Source organism: Pseudalkalibacillus sp. Hm43, assembly GCF_051842935.1.
Taxonomy (GTDB): domain Bacteria; phylum Bacillota; class Bacilli; order Bacillales; family Fictibacillaceae; genus Pseudalkalibacillus.
On the sequence record NZ_JBPXRR010000001.1, the window covers coordinates 2,686,291 to 2,702,946 of the forward strand.

The 16,656-nt window shown below is 45.7% G+C and carries 15 protein-coding genes; 3 read left to right on the forward strand and 12 right to left on the reverse strand.

Annotated elements, in window-relative coordinates; genetic code table 11:
* The 4 genes from ACSVDE_RS14115 to uvrB form a co-directional block, all read right to left on the reverse strand.
* Positions 1-1,155: a DUF4097 family beta strand repeat-containing protein gene (locus ACSVDE_RS14115; RefSeq protein ID WP_439301507.1), complete on the reverse strand. Its 1,155-nt coding sequence runs from the start codon at positions 1,153-1,155 to the stop codon at positions 1-3.
* A gap of 18 nt (positions 1,156-1,173) precedes the next feature.
* Positions 1,174-1,479 (reverse strand): DUF4870 domain-containing protein, encoded by a 306-nt coding sequence (locus tag ACSVDE_RS14120; RefSeq protein ID WP_439301508.1) that lies wholly within the window; start codon positions 1,477-1,479, stop codon positions 1,174-1,176.
* A gap of 190 nt (positions 1,480-1,669) precedes the next feature.
* The gene (gene uvrA, locus ACSVDE_RS14125; RefSeq protein WP_439301509.1) at positions 1,670-4,537 is read right to left on the reverse strand and encodes an excinuclease ABC subunit UvrA; all 2,868 of its coding nucleotides are present in this window, start codon (positions 4,535-4,537) and stop codon (positions 1,670-1,672) included.
* 5 nt (positions 4,538-4,542) lie between these two features.
* On the reverse strand, positions 4,543-6,522 hold the full coding sequence (gene uvrB / locus ACSVDE_RS14130) for an excinuclease ABC subunit UvrB (protein WP_439301510.1): 1,980 nt from the start codon (positions 6,520-6,522) through the stop codon (positions 4,543-4,545).
* Positions 6,523-6,751: 229 nt separating this feature from the next.
* Between uvrB and ACSVDE_RS14135 the strand changes: the two genes are divergently transcribed.
* The 3 genes from ACSVDE_RS14135 (at position 6,752) to ACSVDE_RS14145 (ending at position 9,071) form a co-directional block, all read left to right on the forward strand.
* Positions 6,752-7,138: a YobA family protein gene (locus ACSVDE_RS14135; RefSeq protein ID WP_439301511.1), complete on the forward strand. Its 387-nt coding sequence runs from the start codon at positions 6,752-6,754 to the stop codon at positions 7,136-7,138.
* Positions 7,139-7,198: 60 nt separating this feature from the next.
* Positions 7,199-7,894, forward strand: coding sequence for an AIM24 family protein (locus tag ACSVDE_RS14140; RefSeq protein ID WP_439301512.1), 696 nt, complete (start codon positions 7,199-7,201; stop codon positions 7,892-7,894).
* Between the two features lie 319 nt (positions 7,895-8,213).
* Complete coding sequence (locus ACSVDE_RS14145) at positions 8,214-9,071, forward strand: sulfite exporter TauE/SafE family protein (RefSeq protein ID WP_439301513.1); 858 nt, start codon at positions 8,214-8,216, stop codon at positions 9,069-9,071.
* A gap of 59 nt (positions 9,072-9,130) precedes the next feature.
* On the opposite strand, the gene pruA is transcribed toward ACSVDE_RS14145, so the two are convergent.
* From pruA to ACSVDE_RS14185, 8 genes are all read right to left on the reverse strand, one after another.
* Positions 9,131-10,678, reverse strand: coding sequence for an L-glutamate gamma-semialdehyde dehydrogenase (gene pruA / locus ACSVDE_RS14150; RefSeq protein WP_439301514.1), 1,548 nt, complete (start codon positions 10,676-10,678; stop codon positions 9,131-9,133).
* A 155-nt stretch (positions 10,679-10,833) separates the two neighbouring features.
* Positions 10,834-12,114 carry a TRAP transporter large permease gene (locus ACSVDE_RS14155; RefSeq protein WP_439301515.1) on the reverse strand — a complete coding sequence of 427 codons (1,281 nt, stop codon included), beginning with the start codon at positions 12,112-12,114 and terminating at the stop codon, positions 10,834-10,836.
* A complete protein-coding gene (locus ACSVDE_RS14160) occupies positions 12,111-12,590 on the reverse strand; it encodes a TRAP transporter small permease (protein WP_439301516.1) in 480 nt (159 codons plus the stop codon). The genes ACSVDE_RS14155 and ACSVDE_RS14160 overlap by 4 nt, the downstream gene beginning before the upstream one ends.
* Positions 12,591-12,613: 23 nt before the next feature.
* Positions 12,614-13,630 carry a TRAP transporter substrate-binding protein gene (locus ACSVDE_RS14165; protein WP_439301517.1) on the reverse strand — a complete coding sequence of 339 codons (1,017 nt, stop codon included), beginning with the start codon at positions 13,628-13,630 and terminating at the stop codon, positions 12,614-12,616.
* Positions 13,631-13,712: 82 nt separating this feature from the next.
* A complete protein-coding gene (locus tag ACSVDE_RS14170) occupies positions 13,713-13,913 on the reverse strand; it encodes a 2-hydroxymuconate tautomerase (protein WP_439301518.1) in 201 nt (66 codons plus the stop codon).
* 14 nt (positions 13,914-13,927) lie between these two features.
* Entirely contained in the window at positions 13,928-14,698 is a 771-nt protein-coding gene (locus ACSVDE_RS14175; protein ID WP_439301519.1) for a 2-keto-4-pentenoate hydratase, read from the reverse strand.
* A gap of 15 nt (positions 14,699-14,713) precedes the next feature.
* Positions 14,714-15,733: a 4-hydroxy-2-oxovalerate aldolase gene (gene dmpG, locus ACSVDE_RS14180; protein ID WP_439301520.1), complete on the reverse strand. Its 1,020-nt coding sequence runs from the start codon at positions 15,731-15,733 to the stop codon at positions 14,714-14,716.
* Between the two features lie 24 nt (positions 15,734-15,757).
* Positions 15,758-16,636, reverse strand: coding sequence for an acetaldehyde dehydrogenase (acetylating) (locus tag ACSVDE_RS14185; protein ID WP_439301521.1), 879 nt, complete (start codon positions 16,634-16,636; stop codon positions 15,758-15,760).
* Positions 16,637-16,656: the final 20 nt, after the last annotated feature.

The following is a 16,656-nucleotide window of genomic DNA, read 5'->3' on the forward strand; positions in this document are numbered from 1 at the left end:
TTATCTTTTTGCGATGGAAATCGAGCCTGTTTTCGCTTCTGCTTCTATTTTGTATGTGTTCTCAGCTTCTTCATTTGCGATGAATTCCATACGCTTTTGCACGACATCTTTACTTTCCTTATGCACCTTCACTTTATCCAGGTAACAATTGAGATTACCGATGGTCGCTTTCAAATTCCCATTGATACGTAAGGAATCAGGCACAAGCAACTCGATTTTACCTGCAACGGTTTTAAAAGAAGCTTCTCCAGGCAGTGCCTCATCTAAAATGAACGTGATGGAGCCATTAAGGGTTTCTGCCTCCACCTTCTCATATTTCCCATTGAGACGGATGGCTCCGTTCAACGTCTCTAAATCAACTTTATCCCACTCGCTGTTTTCAAGCTTGATCTTCCCGTTTGATGTTGAAGAGGTGAGCGAGTCTCCTTTAACCCGATCGAGCGAGACCGCACCGTTCGATGTACGGATCGTCATCGATTTGGTCTTGAGCTCTTCTAATGAAATGGCACCATTCGAGGTGCGCAAGTGGATTTCTTCGTATTGTTTTGCCGGAACATATACGTCGGCATGGACCTTCATCCGGTTTTCATCGACCATTAATTGAAGCTGACCGTTTTCAGTTGTAAAATGGACGTTTTTCATGAAATACGACTTCGCTTCTTCGACGCTTTGGGTCCGGAACACGGATGCAGCGCACTCTACTCTGACACTTTGCTCTTCCCAAGGATGCAGCTTGATCCCGCCATTCGTGATTTGTGCCCTGATTTTACTGATATCGACCTCATTTTCTTGAAACACATGATCGACTTCAATTGATTGACCAAAGTTAAAATCGAAATCAGACTCTTTCAGCTTGTTGACGACCCGATCAAACAAACTGGAAAATCGGCTGATCGTCGATTCGACTTTACTGGAGGTTGATTGGTTCGTCTTCTGCTCCGTCTTTTGTTGCTCGGTTTTCGAATAGGTTTGGTCCTGATACCCTTGCTTTTGAGTGGCTGATGTTTTCACTTCTTGCTTGGTTGGTTCTTCTGCTTTGGCTTGTTGTTCTACGTCGTCCGTGTTCTCACCGATCGCTTTTAAAAGGTCGATGGCTTCACTGGATGTAATTCTCCCTTCATCCAGCATCCTCAAAATCATTTTCCGTTCTTCCACGAACTACTCCCCCCTCGTTTATTTCTCTAATAGTACAACGATCCCTCTCACTATATTCCATACCACCAATGTTAACGCGATCCCACCGAACAAGATGATGCAGCTGATGGAAAACACATTGAAAAGCATCCCCATTTCGAAAAAGAGGATAGATAACATCGCTAAAGCGACGATCGGAATCAAATGAAATTTTATCGCTTTTTTTGCATGCTCCCTTACTAGGTGGTCACCCATGAAACAATAGATCATTACCGGGACTAGGAAAGGTGCAAAGATAATGCTCATATAGCCTAGTGATGAGATTACTCTACACGTTGAAGACACCTGTCTCTCCTCCATTTTATGCCTGACCTGTGTAAGGCTATGTTGTTTATTTCCCTTTTCTTTATATGGTAAAGCACAACTCTTAGTGAAAATGACGACACTCCAGCGGGAGGTCCAATCCTTCTCTTTATTTCGACATAAAAAATAAAAAGCCTTCTAAGAGTAAAATTCTTAGAAGACTTTCTTTCGTTTATTTATTAACCGTTTCCTTGATCTTCGCATCCATCCGTTTACGGTCACGCTTTAGGATCGGCGCAAGATATTTTCCGGTATAAGACGCACTGTTTTCTGCAATCTGTTCAGGTGTTCCGGTCCCAACGATCGTACCACCTTTATCTCCACCTTCTGGTCCTAGATCGATGATATGATCGACCGCCTTGATGACATCAAGGTTGTGCTCGATGACTAGGACAGAGTCACCATTGTCGACCAGACGCTGCAGAACCTTCAACAAGCGTGCAATGTCATGGACATGAAGACCCGTTGTCGGTTCATCCAGGATATAGAGCGTTTTACCGGTCGCCCGTTTATGAAGTTGGGAAGCAAGCTTCACACGCTGCGCTTCACCACCTGAAATCGTAGTAGATGACTGACCGAGCTTGATGTATCCGAGCCCGACGTCCATCATCGTCTGCACTTTCCGCTTGATCTTAGGAATGTTCGCGAAGAACTCGACAGCTTCTTCAACCGTCATATCCAAGATATCTGCGATGTTCTTGCCTTTATATTTTACCTCGAGCGTTTCACGGTTGTATCGCTTCCCGTGACACACTTCACAAGGGACATACACATCCGGCAAGAAGTGCATTTCAATCTTGATGATTCCGTCTCCACGGCACGCTTCACATCGCCCGCCTTTTACGTTGAAGGAGAAACGACCCTTCTTGTAGCCTCTCACCTTCGCTTCGTTCGTTTGAGCAAAAACGTCACGGATATCATCGAAGACACCGATATACGTTGCTGGGTTTGATCGAGGTGTACGACCGATTGGCGACTGGTCGATATCGATGACTTTGTCGATATGGTCGAGTCCTTCGATCTTCTTATGTTCACCCGGCTTTTCCTTTGCACGGTGAAGCTTCAAGGCAAGTGATTTATACAGGATTTCGTTGATGAGCGTACTTTTGCCGGATCCCGATACGCCAGTGACCCCGGTGAACACACCAAGAGGAATATCCACATTCACATTTTGCAAGTTGTTTTCAGTCGCATTCTTGATCGTCAGCTTACGGCCATCTGATTGACGACGTTCCGTCGGAAGTGGGATGAATTGTTTTCCTGACAGGTATTGGCCAGTCAATGAGTTAGCATCATCCATGATTTCCTGCGGAGAGCCTTGTGCCGTAATCTGTCCACCATGAGCCCCTGCTCCTGGTCCGATATCGATGAGATAGTCCGCAGCAAGCATCGTATCTTCATCGTGTTCGACAACAATCAACGTATTGCCAAGACTGCGCATCTCCTCAAGCGTATTGATCAAACGGTCATTATCCCGTTGGTGAAGACCGATCGAAGGCTCGTCAAGAATATAGAGAACACCTGTCAATCGAGATCCGACCTGCGTCGCCAATCGGATACGCTGTGCCTCTCCACCGGATAGCGTCCCAGCTGAACGACTCAACGTCAGGTAATCGAGTCCGACGTTCACTAAGAACCCGAGACGGTCGTTGATTTCGCGCAGGATGAGCCGCCCGATTTGTAGTTCTTTTTCCGTCAATTCAAGTTCACTGAAGAACGTTTGCGCTTCTTTTACCGACATTTTCGTCACATGACCGATATGGTGATCACGGATGAGCACCGCTAGCGCTTCTGGCTTCAATCGGTGTCCATCACATTTCGGACATGCCTTTTGCGTCATATATCCTTCCATTTGCTCACGGATATAATCGGAGCTCGTTTCGTGATAACGACGCTTGATATTGTTCACGACACCTTCGAACAAGATCTTGTTTTCCCGCACTTGTCCGAAGTCGTTTTCATATCGGAAGTAGATCTTGTCCTTCCCGCTTCCGTACAACACTTTATCGAGCTGGGATTTTTGAAGCTTTTTCACTGGCACGTCCATGTCGATGCCATAATGATCACACACACTCTTTAAAAGCTGCGGGTAATATTGAGAGCTTTGCGGCTCCCACGGCGCAATCGCATGGTCACGCAAGGAACGATCCCCGTCTGGAATGATCAGATCCAGGTCGACTTCAAGCTTCGTACCGAGTCCATCACATGTGGAACAAGCCCCGAACGGACTGTTGAACGAGAATAGTCGAGGTTCGAGTTCCCCGATGGAAAATCCGCAATATGGGCAAGCATGGTGCTGACTGAATAACAGCTCTTCGTCATCGATGACGTCGACGATGACTTTTCCGTCTGCGATATTCAGCGCCGTTTCCAAGGAATCCGCGAGACGTGTTTCCACGCCTTCTTTTACAACGATCCGGTCGACTACGATTTCAATCGAGTGCTTTTTGTTTTTCTCCAGCTTGATCTCATCACTCACATCGACAATCTCGCCATCTACCCGAACACGTACGTAGCCTTCTTTTTTAATATCTTCAAGCACTTTGACGTGTTCTCCTTTACGACCGGAAACGACCGGTGCAAGGATTTGAAGTTTTGCACGCTCGGGATACTCGATAATCCGGTCGACCATTTGCTGAACCGTCTGTGAAGTGATCGGTATATCGTGATTCGGGCAGACCGGATTTCCGATACGCGCAAACAATAGACGCAGGTAGTCATAGATTTCTGTAACGGTTCCGACAGTGGATCGCGGGTTCTTACTCGTCGTCTTCTGATCAATCGAAATGGCAGGTGAAAGACCTTCGATTGAATCTACGTCTGGCTTATCCATCTGACCTAGAAACTGTCGGGCATATGCAGAGAGGGACTCCACGTAACGGCGTTGCCCTTCCGCATAAATCGTATCGAATGCAAGAGAAGACTTCCCTGAACCGGACAAACCGGTCATGACGACCAGTTTGTTCCGAGGGATCGTCACATCGATGCCCTTCAGGTTATGCTCTCTCGCTCCTTTGATTGTAATGTTTTCGTTTGGCATAGGAGTCATCCTTCCGCTTTTAGCTCTAATACTAAGTCACGAAGCTCGGCCGCTCTTTCGAAGTCGAGATCCTTGGCCGCTTCTTTCATTTCTTTTTCCATCTTCTCGATGACTTTTTCTCGTTCTTTCTTCGTCATCTTCGCAACAGGCTTCTCTTTCGTCGTACCTGCTTCGTCTTCTGCATCGACGGTCGCTCGGATGAGATCCGGAATCGACTTTTGGATCGTCGTAGGTGTAATGCCGTGCTCTTCATTGTAAGCAATCTGCTTCGTACGTCTACGCTCCGTCTCGTCGAGTGCAATCTGCATGGATTTCGTAATTTTATCCGCATACATGATGACATGTCCGTTGGCATTACGCGCAGCACGACCGATCGTCTGAATCAACGATCGTTCAGCACGCAAGAACCCTTCTTTATCTGCATCCAAAATCGTGACGAGAGAAACTTCTGGAATATCGAGACCTTCACGCAACAGGTTGATTCCGACAAGTACATCGAACACGCCTCTACGCAAGTCACGGATAATCTCAATCCGCTCAAGTGTCTTGATTTCGGAGTGCAAGTATCGGACCTTCACACCATTTTCATGTAAGTAATCAGTCAAGTCCTCTGACATTTTCTTCGTCAACGTCGTCACAAGGACACGCTCTTTTTTCTTGACACGTTCCTGGATTTCGTCCATCAAGTCATCGATCTGTCCTTCAATCGGGCGGACATCGATCGTCGGATCAAGCAATCCTGTCGGTCGGATGATCTGCTCGGTCATCTTAGGCGAATGCTCGAGCTCGTATGGACCTGGAGTTGCAGATACGTAAACCGACTGACCTACTTTTTCCTCAAACTCCTCAAACTTGAGAGGGCGGTTATCTTTCGCGGAAGGCAAACGGAAGCCATGCTCAACCAGCACTTGTTTACGTGCCTGGTCCCCGTTATACATACCTCGAACCTGAGGAAGCGTGACGTGGGACTCATCCACCATCAGTAAGAAATCCTCAGGGAAGTAGTCAATCAACGTATAAGGCGTCGATCCCGCTGGTCGTAGCGTCAAGTGTCTTGAGTAGTTCTCGATTCCAGAGCAGAAGCCCATTTCCTCCATCATTTCGATGTCGTAACGGGTACGTTGCTCGAGTCGTTGGGCTTCCAACAGTTTTCCGTTCTCTTTCATCTCTTTCAACGTTTCTTCAAGTTCCGCTTGAATCCGTTCTATCGCAAGCTTCATCTTTTCAGCACGCGTTACGAAGTGGGATGCAGGGAAGATTGCTACGTGATTCCGTTCACCAAGGATTTCACCCGTCAAGGCATCTACTTCTGTAATCCGATCAATCTCATCTCCGAAAAATTCGACGCGGAGGCAATGCTCGTCACGGGACGCAGGGAAAATCTCGACGACATCTCCACGAACTCTGAACGTACCACGTGTGAAATTGATGTCATTCCGTGCGTACTGGACATCGACCAGGTCGCGTAGCAGTTGATCCCGATCTTTTTCCATACCGGAGCGTAATGAAACGACGAGTTCCTTGTATTCTTCCGGATTACCTAGACCGTATATGCAAGAGACACTGGCAACGATGATGACATCGTTCCGTTCAAAAAGCGCAGACGTTGCCGAGTGTCGGAGTTTATCGATTTCATCATTGATGCTCGCATCTTTTTCTATGAATGTATCGGATTGAGGGATATACGCCTCAGGTTGATAATAATCGTAGTAACTGACGAAATACTCGACCGCATTGTTCGGAAAAAGCTCTTTGAATTCACTGTACAACTGACCAGCGAGGGTTTTGTTATGTGCGATGACAAGCGTCGGCTTGTTCACCTGTTGGATGACATTGGACATCGTGAACGTCTTACCGGTACCTGTTGCACCAAGCAAGGTCTGATGTCGCTTGCCAGCGTTGATTCCCTCGACCAATTCTTTGATCGCTTTGGGCTGATCCCCTTCTGGCTGGTATTTAGACATGAGCTCGAACTTCTGATTCATACCCTGAATTCCCTCCGTTTCCTAAATCTCACTATCCAACATTATAGCACAGGAGAAGGAAAAAATAACAAGAAAAACGAACTTACATTCGCATTTTAAATTCTGGAAATTTTCCATGTAACGTTGGACCTGATCAAAACGTCTATACAGATAGAAATAGGTTTGATTTCTATTGAAAGGTTCCCGTTTCAAATCAAGAAGAAACGTTGCGAAAGAAGGGTGTGTTTTTATGAAAAGTTGGTACATCGGGGCTATCTTTCTATTCTTCCTCTCCCTGGTCGGATGTGGAAGTTCAATGAATGACGGGAGTTCAGGGAGCGATACAGGAACGAATGAAGAAGAGCTTTGGGAACATTCCCTCACCGGATATGTGGCTGATAAGGATGACTCTCGGATTCTTTTGATCGGAAAAATCACGAAGGAACAGCTGGAGCAGATGAGCATCCAAGAATTGCTGGAAACTGCAAGTCCTGAGGCATATTGGTTGAAAGTCCAAGATATTGAAGCATTCAAAATCGGACAAAAACTAGAAGTCTGGCCGATTGGTGGCATGATGGAGTCCTACCCCGCTCAAGGCGAGGGAGGAAAAGTGATCATTTTAGAAGAGCGAAAATGAAGGAAACTTTCTGCGGGTGGTGAACGTAAAAGAGTATAAAGAAGAAATGTAGGTGATTCGATGTCAAAGTATTCAATTGAAGAATTTGTACGACAAACCTCCCAGGAAGATAAAGGAGAAGGCTTTTTCGAACTGGAAACGCCTCGAATCCTTGAGGTCAATTTAGATGGGACTGTTTGGGCGAAAGCCGGGTCAATGGTGACGTATCATGGGCAGATCAAGTTTGTCCGTGAAGGGATCCTTGAACATGGAATCGGAAAAATGTTCAAGAAAGCACTGACGGGTGAAGGTGCTTCTCTTATGAAAGCGAATGGTTCCGGCAAGCTTTATCTCGCGGATCAGGGAAAGAAGATTTCCATCTTGCAGCTTCAGAACGATTCCATTTATGTGAATGGAAATGACCTGTTGGCGTTTGAGCCGTCGATTGATTGGGACATCAAGCTCATGCGCAGAATTACCGGTATGATGTCGGGTGGTCTGTTCAACGTGCACTGCCAGGGAACCGGGATGATTGCAATCACCTCCCATTATGAGCCGTTGACGATCCAGGTGAAGCCAGGACGTCCTGTGTTGACTGATCCGAATGCAACCGTCGCCTGGTCCGGGTCCCTCTCCCCAGACTTCCAGACGGACGTGTCGTTGAAAACGTTCTTCGGTCGAGGTAGCGGTGAATCAATCCAAATGCGGTTCGAAGGAGACGGTTTCGTCGTCGTTCAACCATATGAAGAAGTGTACTTCCAGAACGAAAACAGTTGATTGGAAAAAGCGGCAGCGAGCCGCTTTTTTTCTTTTTAAAAGAGTAAATTTTATGATTTCATGGGAAGTTCCCTTCATTCTTCGGGGGACTTTTTTTCAACTTGTGGAACTTTCTGGCCTATTCGTGGAACTTTCTTTTCAACTCGTGGAACTTTCCTGCTTTCTTGGGGAACTTTCACTTCTACTTGGGGAAGTCATTACCTTTTTACTATACTAAAAGCCTCTTCATCTAAACCATCTCGAATGTTTCTGGAACTCTCGCTCACAATCATGTAACATTAACAAGGTAAAAGATAGCTGAACTTAGAGGAGCTTTTTAATGGAAATTATATATATCATACTTGGTTTTGCGGTCGGTATTCTGTCCGGCTATTTTGGAATTGGAGGCGGATTCATCCTCACTCCGGTACTCATGTTGGTCGGATTTGCGCCAGTCGTTGCCATCACGACAAGCCTGATGTACGCCATCGGATCGTCTGTATCTGGCGTATGGGCGCATTTCAAAATGAACAACGTCGTTTGGAAAACCGCCCTCATTCTCGGAGCCAGCGGTGTGACCGCAACCCAGTTTGCAAAGCCTTTCGTGTTATGGCTTGATCAAAAGGGATATGACGAAACGATCATCCCAATCATCTATGCGGTCATCATTGGATACTTTGCCTATTCGTTATTGAAAAAGAAAGACAAAAAGAAATTAGAACAGATGGGGAAACCAGGAATTCTGAAAACCCTCTTAATCGGATTCTTTGGTGGGCTCATGTCTGCCACATTAGGTGTAGGCGGCGGTTTCGTAATGGTACCCTTCATGATCTCTTTGATGGGCTTTCAGCCTAGAAAAGCGGTGGGGACAAGCTTAGTCAGCGTCTTGATGATTGTAACAGCTGGTTTCATCTCCTATTCAGTGTCCATCGATATCAACTATATGATCGGACTCTTGTTAGTTATAGGGGCGTTGTTTGGAAGCCAGGTCGGTGCGAAATTGACATCCTTTTATTCCAATGACCAGATCCAAAAATACTTTGGCCTACTCTACATCACGACCCTTGTCGGTATTCTGTTCGAACTGTTTAACTTCAATATCGCAGGCATGATTGCACTCGGCTTGTATGTCGTAACTTTACTCGGCAAATTCACGATCGATCTTATACAGCGAAAGCAAAACGCTTCCGTATCGTAAACAAAAAAATCCACCAGTTAGGGTAAGTCCAAGCTTACCCTGCTGGTGGATTTTTACTATTAGTATTTTTCAGAGATGGTCTTAGCCTGCATATGGAGCATCAAGTAATCCGGACCGCCGGCTTTGGAATCCGTTCCTGACATTTTGAACCCTCCGAAAGGCTGATAACCGACAATTGCGCCTGTACAATTACGGTTGAAATAGAGATTCCCTACATGGAAATCGTATTTCGCTTTTTCAAGATGGTCACGGTTATCTGAAATAACGGCGCCAGTCAAACCATATTCCGTATTGTTGGCGATTTCGATTGCTTCATCAAAATCTTTTGCCTTTGTAAAGCAGACGACAGGACCAAATATCTCTTCCTGCTGCATTCGGGACTGAGGATCGAGATCCGCAAAAATGGTAGGTTCGATGAAATATCCTACGGAATCATCACCTTTACCACCCGTGACCAGACGTCCTTCTTCTTTTCCGACCTCGATATAACTCATTATCTTGTCAAAGGCACTTTGGTCAACGACCGGACCCATATAGACATTTTCTTCTGACGCATTTCCTACCGTTAATTCTTCCGTCCGTTTTTTCACCATATCGAGCACTTCGTCGTACACATCCTCATGGACGACTGCACGTGACCCTGATGAACATTTTTGTCCTGAAAAACCGAAAGCGGACACGATGATAGCGTCAGCAGCTGTTTCCAAGTCAGCTTGGTTATCAACGACAACAGTGTCCTTACCACCCATTTCAGCAATCACTTGTTTCAAGTGGTTCTGGCCTTCCTGGATTTCAGAAGCACGCTTGATGATCCGTGTTCCTACATCCCGTGAACCAGTAAAGGAAATGAGCGATGTTTTCGGATGGTCGACCAGGTAGTCACCTACTTCTCCGCCACTTCCAGGGACGAAATTCAATACACCCTTCGGTAGACCTGCTTCTTCAAGTACTTCCACGAATTTTGCCGCAATGACTGGACTGTTGCTTGCCGGCTTCATCACGACTGTACTTCCGGTTACGAGCGGCGCTACTGTTGTACCTGCCATGATAGCGAATGCGAGATTCCAAGGTGGAATGACGACAGATACACCTGTAGGCGTATAAATGTATCGGTTTTGTTCACCTGGACGGCTTTCAACCGGTTTCCCTTCCTTCAACTGAATCATTTGGCGACCATAGTATTCAAGGAAGTCGATTGCTTCGGCAGTATCTGCATCGGCCTCTTTCCATGGTTTACCCACTTCATAAACCAAGTAAGCGGAAAATTCATGTTTGCGGCGACGGATGATGCTTGCTGCACGGAATAGTAGCTCAGCACGTGCTCTTTCATCCCATTTCCTCCAACTCTCGAAAGCTTCTGAAGCTGCTTCTACTGCTTGATCGGCGATCTTCTGATCCGCTTTAGAGACGTGACCGACAACTTGGTCAGTATCGGCCGGATTGCGGGAAACAATCTCATCTTCTGTACGAATCCTTTTACCATTGACGAGCAGATCGTGTTTCTCTCCTAATTCTGCTTTCACTTTTTGTAAAGCCTCTTCAAAAGCCTTTATATTTTCTTCCACTGTAAAATCAGTAAAGGGTTCGTGCTTATAAGGTGTTACCACAATGAATTCTCCTTTCCAAATTACATGCTGAAAATCGTTTTCAGTCGTCTCGTTCCCTGTTGCTTAGGGGTAGTAAACGAGGAATTTTCATAGGAAAACATATAAAAAAACAACGAGCTCGATTTATTCAAGCTCGTTGTCTTCTTCAGCAATTTTTAAAGGTTGAACATATTCGGTATCCAAAGCACCGCATCTTCCCAATAGGTGATGACAAATAAGATCAGAATGCCCATGATTAAAAACGGCATGGTCGCTTTGACCAGACGTTCAAACCTCACCTCTGCGATAGAGGAGACGATGAAAAGACCTGTTCCTACAGGAGGGGTCAACAACCCTATTGTCAGGTTGATACAGATAATAACGCCAAAGTGGATCGGGTCGATTTGGAAGGCTGTCAACAAAGGCATGAAGACAGGAACAAGGATGATGAGTGCAGCGATCCCATCCAAAACCGCTCCGAGCAACAATAAGAACAAATTCACCAACAGTAAAAATACAATCGGACTATCCGACAAAGTCAGCATCGAATCCAATATCATTTGAGGAATCTGTTCAAATGCGATCATCCAGCCGAATATGTTCGCCATGGCAATCAGAAACGTGACAGTCGCCGTACTGATTACAGTATTTACGAGAATTTGTGGTAATTTCCGAACACCCAACTCCTTGTAAAAGAAGGCCCCTACCAGATAAGCGACCACACAGGCAATCGCAGCTGATTCTGTTGCAGTGAAGGCTCCACTTAATATTCCAAAAATGATGATGAACGGTACGAGCAAAGCTGGAATGACGTTTAAACTACTCCTGAGGATTTCTGCGCCTTTTGACCGTTCATGCTTCGGAAAATTGTATTTGTAACCTAGGAAAGCAATCAGTGAAATGAACCCGATCCCGTACATGATGCCTGGAATGATCCCGGCCATGAACAACCCACCGATGGACGTACCAGACAACGTCCCATAGATGATGAAGATCATACTTGGCGGAATGATCGGTGCTACGATGGATGAAGCCAAGGTCAGAGCTGAAGAAAATTCCTTCTTATACCCTTCCCTCTCCATTTCAGGAACCATTACCTTACTCATCATTGCAGCTTGAGCATTCGCCGACCCCAAAATCGAAGCCAAAAACATGTTGGCTACAATCGTTACGTAAGCTAGTCCGCCTCGAAAATGTCCGAACAGTACTTTCGCGAACTTTACTAGTCTTGTAGTGATGCCCCCTCCATTCATCAGTTCTCCCGCAAGCATAAAGAGAGGTATGGCAAGTAAGCCGAAGTTATCCAGCCCCGAAAACAAACGCATCGGGGTAGAAGATAACAACACCGTATTCCCCATCACAAAGAAATACAAAATCGTCGTCATTCCTAACACGAGTGAAATTGGTATGCCCATAAACAGGAACACGAAAAACATCAGAATTACGACAAACGTCATTGCGCAACATCCCCTCTGACGACCTCAAGCAAGTTCGCAATTAAATGAATTGATGCAAAGGTCAACCCGACGGGAACGACTAAATACGGAATCCACATCGGAAGTAATAAAGAGGTGGATCTCTGAAATGCTACGCTTGGTGATAACACCCACTGGAAACTATAGTAGATAATCAATAGGAGAAAGGCGAGCATCAACAAGTGTCCTAGAATGCTAACCGCTTGTTTTACCTTTAACGGCAAGTAATCCATGACAATGGATACAGCAGCCTGGGACCTATACTTCAGTCCCAGACTCCCTCCAATAAAGCTGACCCAAATTAATAGAAAAATAGACACTTCACCCGCCCACGATAGAGGTGCATTGAACACATACCTGAACAGCACAGCCAATGTCACAATGACAGCCATTGAAAACATCAGAACAATGGATATATATTTTTCGAGCAGTGATATGCCATTGCTCAAAGCTTTCATAAGATAACCCCCTTTAGGATTGCTTAGTCACGGAAGGTGTCGATGAATTCTTGAATGAGAGGGTCTTTCTTTCCGTACTTTTCATCAAATTGCTTTTTATATGGATCAAAGAGTGAAGAATCAATTTCATAGATCTCCATTCCTTCATCTTTAAGCGTTTGTTTGAATTCTTCTTCTTGTCCCGCTCTCGTCAAAGCCGCATATTCTGCTGCTGCCGAAATCGCTTCTTGGATGATTTTCTGATCCGATTCAGGCATGCCTTCAAACGTATTCTTATTGACGATTGCTACCGCAGGCCAAACCATGTGGTTCGTCACGGCACCATACTTTACAACTTCAAAGTATTTGTTCGTGATGGTTGCATCCAGGTCCATATCCATCCCGTCAATGACGCCAGTTTGTACAGCGGAATAGACCTCTGGAAGTGGAAGACCTTCAGTAGATGCACCCAATGAAGTGTAGAAGTCCTGCATTGGCGGACTTGGTGTTACACGCAGCTTAAGTCCATCCATGTCTGCCGGCTTTTCAATCTTTTTATCTTTAGACAGCATGACGCGTTGTCCAGCGAAAAAGTAATCAAGACCTACCATGCCTTGCTCATCTAATGTACCTAAGATTTTCTTCGCTATTTCACTGTCACGCGCTTCATTCGCTTCCTTAAGATCTTTGAAAGCATATGGCGTGAACCAGGCTGCAAAAGAAGGAGACCGAGAACTCATATACGCTGCAGTGATAAATCCGAAATCCACTGAGCCAGCAGAAATTTGTTCAACCATATCCGCTTCCGTTCCTAGCTGACTGGACGGATAGATTTCCATTTGCATCCGACCATCCGAGCGCTCGTCCAATTCCTCTGCGAATTTTTCAGCTGCTTTGTGCCACATATGACTTGGCGGTGTTATGTGAGCGAGTTTGAAATTATACGTTTGATCCGAGTCTGCGTTGGCTGGTTCTGAGCCCCCATCATTACTACATGCCGCGGACAGAATGACCATAAGCGCTATAACCAACAATGAAACACTTTTAACGACCTTCCTCATTTCATACCCCTCCATTTTCATTAGAGATTCAACAACCCATGTCCCAATATTTTTTATGTATTTCTTAGGAGTATAGAGAATTTCATGAATGATTCATCTTGCTTTCCTCTTTCGACACACCGCCCGTTGCCCAATTCTCGTTTGGAATTTCATATAGCAACACACGGATTCTTTCAATATCGGTACCGGTACTTCTATGGATCGCTTCTGTCACTTCTTTAATCAATGTCCGCTTCTGTTCCTTACTGCGACCTTCCAGGATGTGAATTTGTGCGATAGGCATTATTCATCCTCCGATCACTTGATGTCTAAGTTCAATGAACCTAATTTTTCATATCGGACTTCTACATGGTCCCCACTGTTCACATCAATCGCCTCTGTAAAACCACCGACAAGAACGACCATACCAGGCTTGATGGTTTGCTCCGTCCGACTCAACATCTTAGCGAGCATCGCAACCGACCTGACAGGGTGACCTAGTACAGCTGCGCCTGTTCCAGAATGGAGCATTTCTCCGTTCCGGTACATGGCCACACCCATTTCATCCCATGCAGTATGATACGGAGAAAAGGCTTGGTCTCCTAAGATGAATTTCGTTGAGGATGCATTATCTGCAATCACATCAACCAGTGTGAACGAAAAGTTTTTGTAACGGCTATCAATGACTTCAATAGCAGGGAAAATGCATTCGGTCGCCATCCACACATCCCGTGGTGTGACATGTTCCCCTCCTAATTCCTTGTTCAATACGAAGGCGATTTCAGGTTCAACACGAGGATGGATCAGTTGGTCCATGTGAAGAACAGGTTCTGACAGCTCCATCGATTGCGTCAATCTTCCATAGATCGGCTCATCGACTCCAACTGAAATTTGCTTCGCCTTGCTCGTCAAACCCATCTTCCAACCGACCATCTTGTCTCCACGTTCTTGTGCGAAGTCTATACACATTTTCTGAATATCATAAGCATCATTCACATTCAGTGAGGGATGTTCAATGGTCACTTTATCCATATCCCTGCCTGTCCGTTGATGTTGATCGATTCTTTCCGCTAATTGTTTTAAATCCAATTTCCATTCTCCTTTCTATCCAATCGGTGTTTTTCTATTTGCCAAATCACTTGCTACATCTAGAATCATATCTTCTTGTCCACCGACTACCCGTTGCTTTCCTAGTTCTACAAGAATGTCCCGTGCATCAACCCCGAACTTATCGGCAGCACGGTTGGCATGTAAGAGAAAACTGGAGTAGACACCAGCATAACCAAGGACAAGGCTGCCTTTCGTAATTTCCTGTGGTTTAGGGAGAATCGGCGCTACAGCCTCTTCTGCCAGATCCATCATTTTGTATAAATCGATTCCGGTTTGGATTCCTAATCGATCCAAGACCGCAACAAGCACCTCTGTCTGGGTGTTGCCAGCGCCTGCACCTAAACAACGGACACTTCCATCAATCCATGTCGCTCCTTCTTCAATGGCCGCAATTGAGTTCGCCATTGCAAGGGATAGGTTGTTATGGGCGTGGAAACCGATTTGAATGGACACTTCATTTTTCAAGGCACGAATCCGTTCTCTCACTTCATGTGGCAGCATCGCACCAGCAGAATCAACGACATAGACCGTATCCGCTCCATAGCTTTCCATCAGCTTGGCTTGCTCTACAAGCTTTTCAACCGGAACCATGTGCGCCATCATCAGAAATCCGACCGTCTCCATCCCTAATTCTTTTGACAACATGATATGCTGCTTAGAAACGTCTGCTTCTGTCACATGTGTGGCTATCCGAGCCATTCGCGCGCCTATGTTTGCGGCTTCTTTCAATTCATGGACTGTACCAATGCCAGGTAAAAGTAGTACGCCGATTTTCGCTTGTCGGCTAACTGAAACAGCTGCTTCAATCAACTTCATTTCATCGGTACCCGACAAACCATATTGCAAGGAAGATCCACCGATTCCATCACCATGAGAAACTTCAATGTATGGCACATTCGCATCATCCAGCATTTGCACAACTTCTCTCACCTGATCCACGGTAAATTGATGACCGATCGCATGACTGCCATCCCGAAGTGCAACCTCTGTAATCGTTACCTCCCGCTGCTTCATATCAGAACTCCTTTCTTGTAAAAATCATGCCTTCTGGACCATCTTGTTTTTCGCTAATTCCTCAGCCACTTTAACAGCGGACGCCGTCATGATATCGAGATTCCCAGCATACGCCGGAAGGTAATCACCGGCTCCTTCCACTTCAAGAAACACAGTCACTTTATTTCCATCGAACATCGGTTCACTTCGAAGTCTATAACCCGGCACATACTCCTGGACCCTACGAACCATCTTTTGAATTGAAGAAGTAACCTTTTCTTCATCCATCTGACCTCGGACCAAGCAATAAACCGTGTCCCGCATAATAATGGGAGGTTCAGCAGGATTCAGGATGATGATCGCTTTCCCTTTATCTGCTCCCCCGATTTGTTCAATGCCTCTCGCCGTCGTAATGGTGAACTCATCAATATTCGCTCTCGTCCCTGGTCCAGCACTCTTGCTTGCAATGGTTGCAACGATTTCCGCATATTCCACATCACACACTGAATTGACTGCATGAACGATCGGAATGGTAGCCTGTCCACCACAAGTAATCATATTCACGTTCGATTCTTCCAAATAGTCCCCTAAATTGACGGGGGGAACGACAAAGGGTCCGACCGCAGCAGGGGTCAAATCAAGCACCTGTTTCCCGATCGATTTCAGCAATTCAGCATGGTGTTGGTGCGCTTTTGCCGAAGTAGCATCAAACAGAATCTCTGCTAAATGGGGCTGTTCCATAAAACCTTCTATCCCGTTAACAATGACCTCATAGCCGAGTTCTCTTGCCTTGCGTAATCCATCAGAATTCGCATCAATTCCGATCATCGTTGTCAGTTCAAGCGTTTTTGAACGCCTGAGCTTCAACATAAGGTCTGTTCCGATATTTCCAGAGCCGATGATTCCGACTTTCACTTTTGACACTGGATCACTTCCTTTCTAGT

Coding starts and splice junctions, on each gene's coding strand:
- ACSVDE_RS14160 (WP_439301516.1), bottom strand. CDS start 12,590: ATGAAAGCTTTGAGCAATGGCATATCACTGCTCGAAAAATATATATCC.
- ACSVDE_RS14140 (WP_439301512.1), top strand. CDS start 7,199: ATGTCAAAGTATTCAATTGAAGAATTTGTACGACAAACCTCCCAGGAA.
- ACSVDE_RS14145 (WP_439301513.1), top strand. CDS start 8,214: ATGGAAATTATATATATCATACTTGGTTTTGCGGTCGGTATTCTGTCC.
- ACSVDE_RS14165 (WP_439301517.1), bottom strand. CDS start 13,630: ATGAGGAAGGTCGTTAAAAGTGTTTCATTGTTGGTTATAGCGCTTATG.
- ACSVDE_RS14155 (WP_439301515.1), bottom strand. CDS start 12,114: ATGACGTTTGTCGTAATTCTGATGTTTTTCGTGTTCCTGTTTATGGGC.
- dmpG (WP_439301520.1), bottom strand. CDS start 15,733: ATGAAGCAGCGGGAGGTAACGATTACAGAGGTTGCACTTCGGGATGGC.
- ACSVDE_RS14170 (WP_439301518.1), bottom strand. CDS start 13,913: ATGCCTATCGCACAAATTCACATCCTGGAAGGTCGCAGTAAGGAACAG.
- uvrB (WP_439301510.1), bottom strand. CDS start 6,522: ATGAATCAGAAGTTCGAGCTCATGTCTAAATACCAGCCAGAAGGGGAT.
- uvrA (WP_439301509.1), bottom strand. CDS start 4,537: ATGCCAAACGAAAACATTACAATCAAAGGAGCGAGAGAGCATAACCTG.
- ACSVDE_RS14135 (WP_439301511.1), top strand. CDS start 6,752: ATGAAAAGTTGGTACATCGGGGCTATCTTTCTATTCTTCCTCTCCCTG.